This is a genomic window from Mycolicibacterium pyrenivorans, assembly GCF_025821625.1.
Lineage (GTDB): Bacteria > Actinomycetota > Actinomycetes > Mycobacteriales > Mycobacteriaceae > Mycobacterium > Mycobacterium pyrenivorans.
Window position 1 is genome coordinate 1 of record NZ_JACKSH010000247.1, and the last position, 6114, is coordinate 6114.

The 6114-nt window shown below is 63.8% G+C and carries 7 protein-coding genes and 1 pseudogene; 6 read left to right on the forward strand and 2 right to left on the reverse strand.

The features are described 5' to 3' along the window. Window positions 1-238: 238 nt before the first annotated feature. From H7I57_RS26590 to H7I57_RS26605, 4 genes are all read left to right on the forward strand, one after another. On the forward strand, window positions 239-442 hold the full coding sequence (locus tag H7I57_RS26590; protein ID WP_264027278.1) for a ferredoxin: 204 nt from the start codon (window positions 239-241) through the stop codon (window positions 440-442). 78 nt (window positions 443-520) lie between these two features. Beyond that, window positions 521-1732, forward strand: a complete 1212-nt coding sequence (locus H7I57_RS26595; protein ID WP_264027279.1) for a CaiB/BaiF CoA transferase family protein — start codon at window positions 521-523, stop codon at window positions 1730-1732. A gap of 52 nt (window positions 1733-1784) precedes the next feature. Further along, window positions 1785-2087, forward strand: coding sequence for a hypothetical protein (locus H7I57_RS26600; RefSeq protein ID WP_264027280.1), 303 nt, complete (start codon window positions 1785-1787; stop codon window positions 2085-2087). 39 nt (window positions 2088-2126) lie between these two features. After that, window positions 2127-3317 (forward strand): CaiB/BaiF CoA transferase family protein, encoded by a 1191-nt coding sequence (locus tag H7I57_RS26605; protein ID WP_264027281.1) that lies wholly within the window; start codon window positions 2127-2129, stop codon window positions 3315-3317. A gap of 103 nt (window positions 3318-3420) precedes the next feature. Here H7I57_RS26605 and H7I57_RS26610 read toward each other — a convergent pair whose 3' ends face one another. Next, entirely contained in the window at window positions 3421-3630 is a 210-nt protein-coding gene (locus H7I57_RS26610) for a hypothetical protein (RefSeq protein ID WP_264027282.1), read from the reverse strand. 168 nt (window positions 3631-3798) lie between these two features. After that, window positions 3799-3933, reverse strand: a complete 135-nt coding sequence (locus H7I57_RS26615) for a hypothetical protein (protein WP_264027283.1) — start codon at window positions 3931-3933, stop codon at window positions 3799-3801. A 376-nt stretch (window positions 3934-4309) separates the two neighbouring features. On the opposite strand from H7I57_RS26615, the gene istA reads away from it, so the two are divergent. Beyond that, window positions 4310-5830, forward strand: a complete 1521-nt coding sequence (gene istA, locus H7I57_RS26620) for an IS21 family transposase (protein WP_264027284.1) — start codon at window positions 4310-4312, stop codon at window positions 5828-5830. Continuing rightward, window positions 5827-6015, forward strand: a pseudogene (locus tag H7I57_RS26625) (ATP-binding protein); the annotation flags it as partial. The gene istA and the pseudogene H7I57_RS26625, both read left to right, overlap by 4 nt. Window positions 6016-6114: the final 99 nt, after the last annotated feature.

The following is a 6114-nucleotide window of genomic DNA, read 5'->3' on the forward strand; positions in this document are numbered from 1 at the left end:
CCCCGACGACGTCCACATCGGCATGCCCGTCAAAATCGCCTACGACGACATCCCCGAACACGACGCCGCCATGTACCACCTCACCCCCGCCTAACCACAAGCCACAACAGCTGGGTGGGAATGAAGAGGTGGTCACGGTGAAAGGCATCATTCTCTGTTCAGAGAACAGGTACGTTTGTACTGATGGTCGGGGACCGAGGCTAGCGTGGCGCTGCTGTGCCGACCGCGAAGGGGTTCGATGAGGGTCCGGGTCGACAGCGGCCGATGCCAGGGCCACATGCTGTGCACAATGCTTGCTCCTGACTCATTCAGGCTGAGCGACGACGACGGTTACGCGTCGGCGGTGGATGAACTCGTGCCCGCCGATCGGGAGGCCGACGTGTTGGAGGCATCCGAAGCGTGCCCCGAACACGCGATCATCGTCGATCACGACGACGGCTAGGGCGCGGCTACAGGTGTTCTCGTTTCAACGGGTTCTGGAATATGGAGGCGCAAGATTACCGATAACAGTGAGAGCAAGGTGCTCAGCGGTGTTCGCGTGCTCGAGGTGGCGGCGTGGACGTTCGTGCCCGCGGCGGGCGCCGTCCTTGCCGAGTGGGGAGCCGACGTCATCAAGGTCGAGCCTCGCGATGGCGGTGATCCGCAGCGCGGACTGGTGACCTCGGGCATTGTGTCGGGTGCCGACCAGGTCAACTACATGATCGAGGTGCCCAATCGGGGCAAGAAGTCGATTGGCATCGACCTGCGGACGCCCGGCGGGCGCGAGGTGCTGCTCGAACTCGCCAAGACCGCCGACGTCTTTCTGACCAGCTATCTACCGAGTCGGCGCAAACGGCTCGGCTTCGACGTCGATGACATTCGGGCAGTCAACCCCAACATCATCTACGTGCGCGGTTCGGGGCACGGTCCGAAAGGGCCTGATGCCGACAAACCCGGCTATGACGGCGTGTCCTACTGGGCGCGCGGTGGGATCGGCGCGATGCTGACCGCCGCCACCGAAGGCGTCAAGGAGATCGTGCGGCAGCGCCCCGCGTTCGGCGACCTGCTCGGCGGGATGACGATCGCCGGCGGCATCGCCGCCGCCCTCTATAAGCGGGCGACCACCGGCGAAGGGTCGGTGGTCGACGTCTCGCTGGTCGGGTTGGCTGCCTGGAACCTCAGCCCCGACATCGCCACCAGTCGAATGGCCGATGCCGGGCCCCCGGTGACCTACACGCATGCCGATTCGCCGAACCCGCTGGTGAACAACTATCTCACCAGCGACGGACGATACGTCACCCTGATGATGCTGCAGCTCGACAAGTTCTTCGGCGAGGCGATGACGGCCATCGGGCTGGCCGAGCTCGTCACCGATGCGCGATTCGCTGAACAACTGCCGCGCTATGAAAACCGTGTCGAGCTGGTCAGGCTGATCGACGAGGCGTTCGCCAAGCGGACACTCGCCGAGTGGCGCGAGGCACTGGCCCCCCTGTCCGGGGCGTGGGGCGTGGTGCAGACCCCGGCGGAGGTGTGCGACGACCCCACCACGGTGGCCAACGGATATGTCGCCAAGACCACTACGATGAACGGCGTTCCGTTCGAAATGGCAGTCAATCCAGTGCAATTCGACGAACAACATGTCGTTCCACCGGGCGCCCCCGAACACGGCCAGCACACGGAGGAGATCCTGATGGATGCGGGGCTGGATTGGGATCGCATTCAGCAACTCAAGGATGACGGCGCGGTGCTGTAAGCCGATGGTCATTCGAACGAAAAGCATGTGAAGTCAGAAAGATTGGATCGAGATGATCAGGAACGGCGCACGTCTGCGCAGTCAAGTATGCGATGCCATGGTGATCGTCGTGAAGGCATCGGAGAGCCTCGCGGATCTCAGGTGCGGCGGAGTTGCGATGCTGCCCATGGGCACTGACCCGGAATCCGGAGCGACCCTGGATCCCGCGTTCGCCGGCGGCGCTGTGATGGGTAAGCGCTACGTGGACGAAACGGGTGCCGAGGTGCTCGTGACGAAGGGCGGGGCCGGGGCATTGAGCGTCGGCGCAACCCTGTTGGCGCTCAAAGAAAGCAAGACACTTCCGGCAAGCGACTGACCTCGTCGCTTTCGTATCAACGATATTGGAGGCCCAGATATGGGTGGTCCGCTCGACGGCGTGCGGGTGCTCGATCTCAGTCAAATCGTGTCTGGGCCGTACTCGGCTATGATGCTCAGCGACCTTGGCGCAGAGGTCATTAAAGTCGAGGCGATCGAGTCAACCGATCCTCTTCGGACCGGGCTGTTTCAGCGCGGCGGCCTCGCCGCGCTGTACCTCAACAACAATCGTGGCAAACGCGTCATCAGCGTCGACATCCGCACTGAGGCGGGTCGCGATATCGTGCTCGATCTCGTGCAGCGGACCGACGTCGTGGTCCAGAATATGCGGCCGGGCGTACTCGATCGGCTCGGACTCGGGTACGCCGACTGCACGAAGCGCAACGAACAAATCATCTACTGCTCGATCAGTGGATACGGAACCGACGGTCCGTGGGCGCAGCGCCCGGTGCTCGACCCCGTCATTCAGGGAGTTGTCGGAATAGTCGCGCGCCAGAAGAGCGAAGCCATTCCGATTCCGGATCTGGTGCGAATGGTCATCGCCGACAAATGGGCGGCGCAGATGGCGACCCAGGCGGTATTGGCTGCGTTGTTCTGCCGGGAGCGTACCGGGCAGGGGCAACACATCGATCTCTCGATGCTCGACACCGCTCTGTATTTGAGCTGGCCGGATCTGATGATGGATTACACCCACCTGGGCGAAGGGGTGTCGCCGGGACTACGTGTCGTGGACATCTACCAGCTCACAGATTGCCTGGACGCGAAGCTGATCTATTTCTGCGCCAACAACAATCAGCTCAGGGGAGTCCTGCGCGCACTCGGTCGTGGCGAGCTGTGCGAAGATCCACGATTCTCCACGAGCGCGGCGACAGCCAAGCCGGAGAATTTCGAGGCACTCGGAGCCATCATCGTTGACGAGTTCTCGAAGGTCCGCCGCGACGAAGTATTGGCACGGCTGGTCGAGAACGACGTGCCGTGCGGCCCCATACTCGAACCCGACGAAGTGCCCTTCAACGAACAGATCGTCCATAACAAGTCGCTGGTTGAGTGGGAACATCCCGAGGCCGGTGTGCTGCGCCAACCCCGTTCACCGATCCACTTCTCAGGAACACCAACAGAATTCAAAACAGGCTGCGCTCAAGTCGGACAACACACGGACGAGGTGCTACTCGAACTGGGTCGCACCACAGCCGACATAGCGGCCCTACGGTCGGCCGGTCAGATCGCCTGACTGCCCTAGCGGAACAGGCCGCGCGGTTTCACCAGTGGCAGATCGAGGCGGGTCTTGAAACCGGGTGGGGTCGCGACCACCGTCGGGATGGCATTGATGGAGTTCATCGCCGTCTGCACCCGCCCCCAGTGTAGCCTTGGTCACCGTCAGGGTGTTGTTGGGTCGGGCTGAAGCTGTCGCTGAGGGCCGGATCGGCCGCGATCACCAGAGAGTACTTGAGCTGCCCTGCGGTCCAGTTGGGTTCGAGATCGTTGTCCATCTTGTAATAGCTGCGGAATACGATGACCGGCCCGCCGCAGACCAGGCGGTCCATACGTGGCGCGTTCCTCCGACCATGCCGCTCTGATACGTCTAGCGCGCACTTCGAGATCGCGCTTGACGGTTCCGATTCCGAAAGTGTGGGTGATGGTTTCAGAGTCGATGCCCAATCCGTCGACCAGCAGCTTCAGCGACTCGTTGAGCATCGTGTCCATCAGGCCGATCAGGCACTCGGGTCGGCGAGCGCTTCCTCGGGATCGCGGCCGAACCCCACGCCGTCGAAACACATCGCCGTCGACGGGTGCGGCGCCATATCGGCGACCTCCTGAACGACGACCCTGTCGATGCGATTCGACAAACGCGCGAAGATGATCGGCAGCAGATCACCGGGGAGAAGCCGGGGTGAATGCCCGCACCGTACAGCGTCGATGCGCCTTCGGCGCTTGCATCGGCGAGCCGTTCGGTGATTGCCGGATCGAGAGCGGCGGGATAGATGAAGCTCGCTGGCGTGACGATGTCGGTACCACTGGCAAGGATGCGGCACATATCGTCGAGGTCGAGGTGCATCGGTGTCCGTGGCCATGAAAAAGTACCCACTGGTGGCCAAGTAGAGGTATCCGGTTTTGGCCAGGTAAAAGTATCCACCCCGTGTTCGTCGTGTCGATCAGGAACTGCGGGCCCCGATGGTGACGGTGAAGGCGCCAACCAATCGCCACCACCATCGGGGAGTTCCATTGAAGTCTGCGAAGGACCGCATGGACATCATTTCTGCCTACCAACAGCTCGGGTCGTATAGGGCCGCCGCCGAGGCGTGCGGTACCACCCACCGCACCGTCAAGAAGACCGTGGATAAGTTCGAGGCCGACCAGGCCGGTATCTCACCGCCACCGCGGGCCGAACGGACGCATAACTACGATTCGGTGGCCGATCTGGTCGCCGAACGGGTCGCGAAGTCACACGGTCGGATCTCGGCCAAGCGACTGCTCCCGAAAGCCCAGGCCGCCGGATACGCAGGATCTGATCGCAACTTCCGCCGCCTCGTTGCCGAAGCGAAAGCGCTGTGGCGCAGCACCAATCACCGCGGTCGACGACCTGCGGTGTGGGAGCCGGGTGAGTACCTGGTCATCGACTGGGCCCAAGTCGCGCCGGGATTGTTCCTGTTCTGCGCGGTGCTGGCATTCTCCCGGTGGCGCTTCGTGCGCTTTGCCACCAACGAACGCGCCTCGACCACGCTGGCGTTGATCGCCGAAGCCCTGGCCGCGATCGGCGGGGTCCCCGCGAAGGTGCTGGCCGACCGGATGGCCTGTCTCAAAGGCGGCGTCGTCGCCAACGTCGTCGTCCCCACCCCGGACTACGTGCGACTGGCCGGCCACTACGGGTTCGCCCCCGACTTCTGTCACGCCAACGACCCGCAGTCCAAGGGCATCGTGGAACGCCTCTGTGGGTACGCCCAGGACGATCTGGCCGTGCCACTGTTGACCGAGGCCGCCGTCACCGGCACGCCGTTTACCCTGCGCGATGCCAACGCCGCGGCCGAGGCGTGGTGCGCCGAGGTCAACGCCGCGACCCATTCGGAGATCTGCGCGGTCCCCGACGAGCGACTGGTGGCCGAACGTGAACTACTGCAACCACTTCCGTCTCTGAGGCTGCAGATCGGGGCACCGACGGTGCTACGTAAGGTCGACCGACTGTCCTGCATCCGGTACGGGTCGGCTCGCTACTCAGTGCCGATGAGACTGATCGGCACCACGGTGGCCGTGGTCGTCGACCACGGCGCGATCTGTCTGCTGGAACCCGCGACCGGGGTGATCGTGGCCGAACATGAACTCGTCGCACCCGGAGGCGTGTCGATCCTCGACGACCACTACGACGGACCCCGGCCGGCACCCAATCGCGGACCTCGCCCGAAGACCACGGTCGAGAAGCAGTTCTGCGACCTCGGCGCCGACGCCGAAGCGTTCCTCGTCGGCGCCGCGGCGATCGGCAACACCCGACTGGGCTCGGAACTGGAGATCTTGCTCGCCCTGGGCGCCGCCCACGGCACCGACGCCCTGGTATCTGCCCTGCACCGGGCGGTAGCGTTCCGACGATTCCGGGCCGCCGACGTGCGCTCCATCCTGGCCGCCGGCACCGGAACACCCCAGCCCCGCCCCGCCGGCGACGCGTTGATCCTGGACCTGCCGGTCGCCCCGACCCGATCCCTGGACGCCTACAAGATCACGCCGATCGCCGCCGACGGCGAGGTGATCTCATGACCAAGACCCAGCCCCTAACAGATGCCGAACCCGTTGCACCGCCGTCAGTCCCACCACTGGCCGCCGATCTCGATGCTGGGCTGCGCCGGCTCAAGCTCGCCGCCGTGCGACGCACCGCCGCCGAAGTCCTCATCACCGCCAAGACCCAACGCTGGACCCCCGAGGAAGTCCTGCGAACCCTCATCGGCCTGGATTCACCGATGAGGTAGGGATGGGAGGCGGGTTGTAACAGCGAAATGCCCTGTCGGGGTGAAAGAATGAGATTTCTCTAGGATCACATTCAG

Coding starts and splice junctions, on each gene's coding strand:
- H7I57_RS26605 (WP_264027281.1), top strand. CDS start 2,127: ATGGGTGGTCCGCTCGACGGCGTGCGGGTGCTCGATCTCAGTCAAATC.
- H7I57_RS26590 (WP_264027278.1), top strand. CDS start 239: ATGAGGGTCCGGGTCGACAGCGGCCGATGCCAGGGCCACATGCTGTGC.
- H7I57_RS26610 (WP_264027282.1), bottom strand. CDS start 3,630: ATGGACCGCCTGGTCTGCGGCGGGCCGGTCATCGTATTCCGCAGCTAT.
- H7I57_RS26600 (WP_264027280.1), top strand. CDS start 1,785: ATGATCAGGAACGGCGCACGTCTGCGCAGTCAAGTATGCGATGCCATG.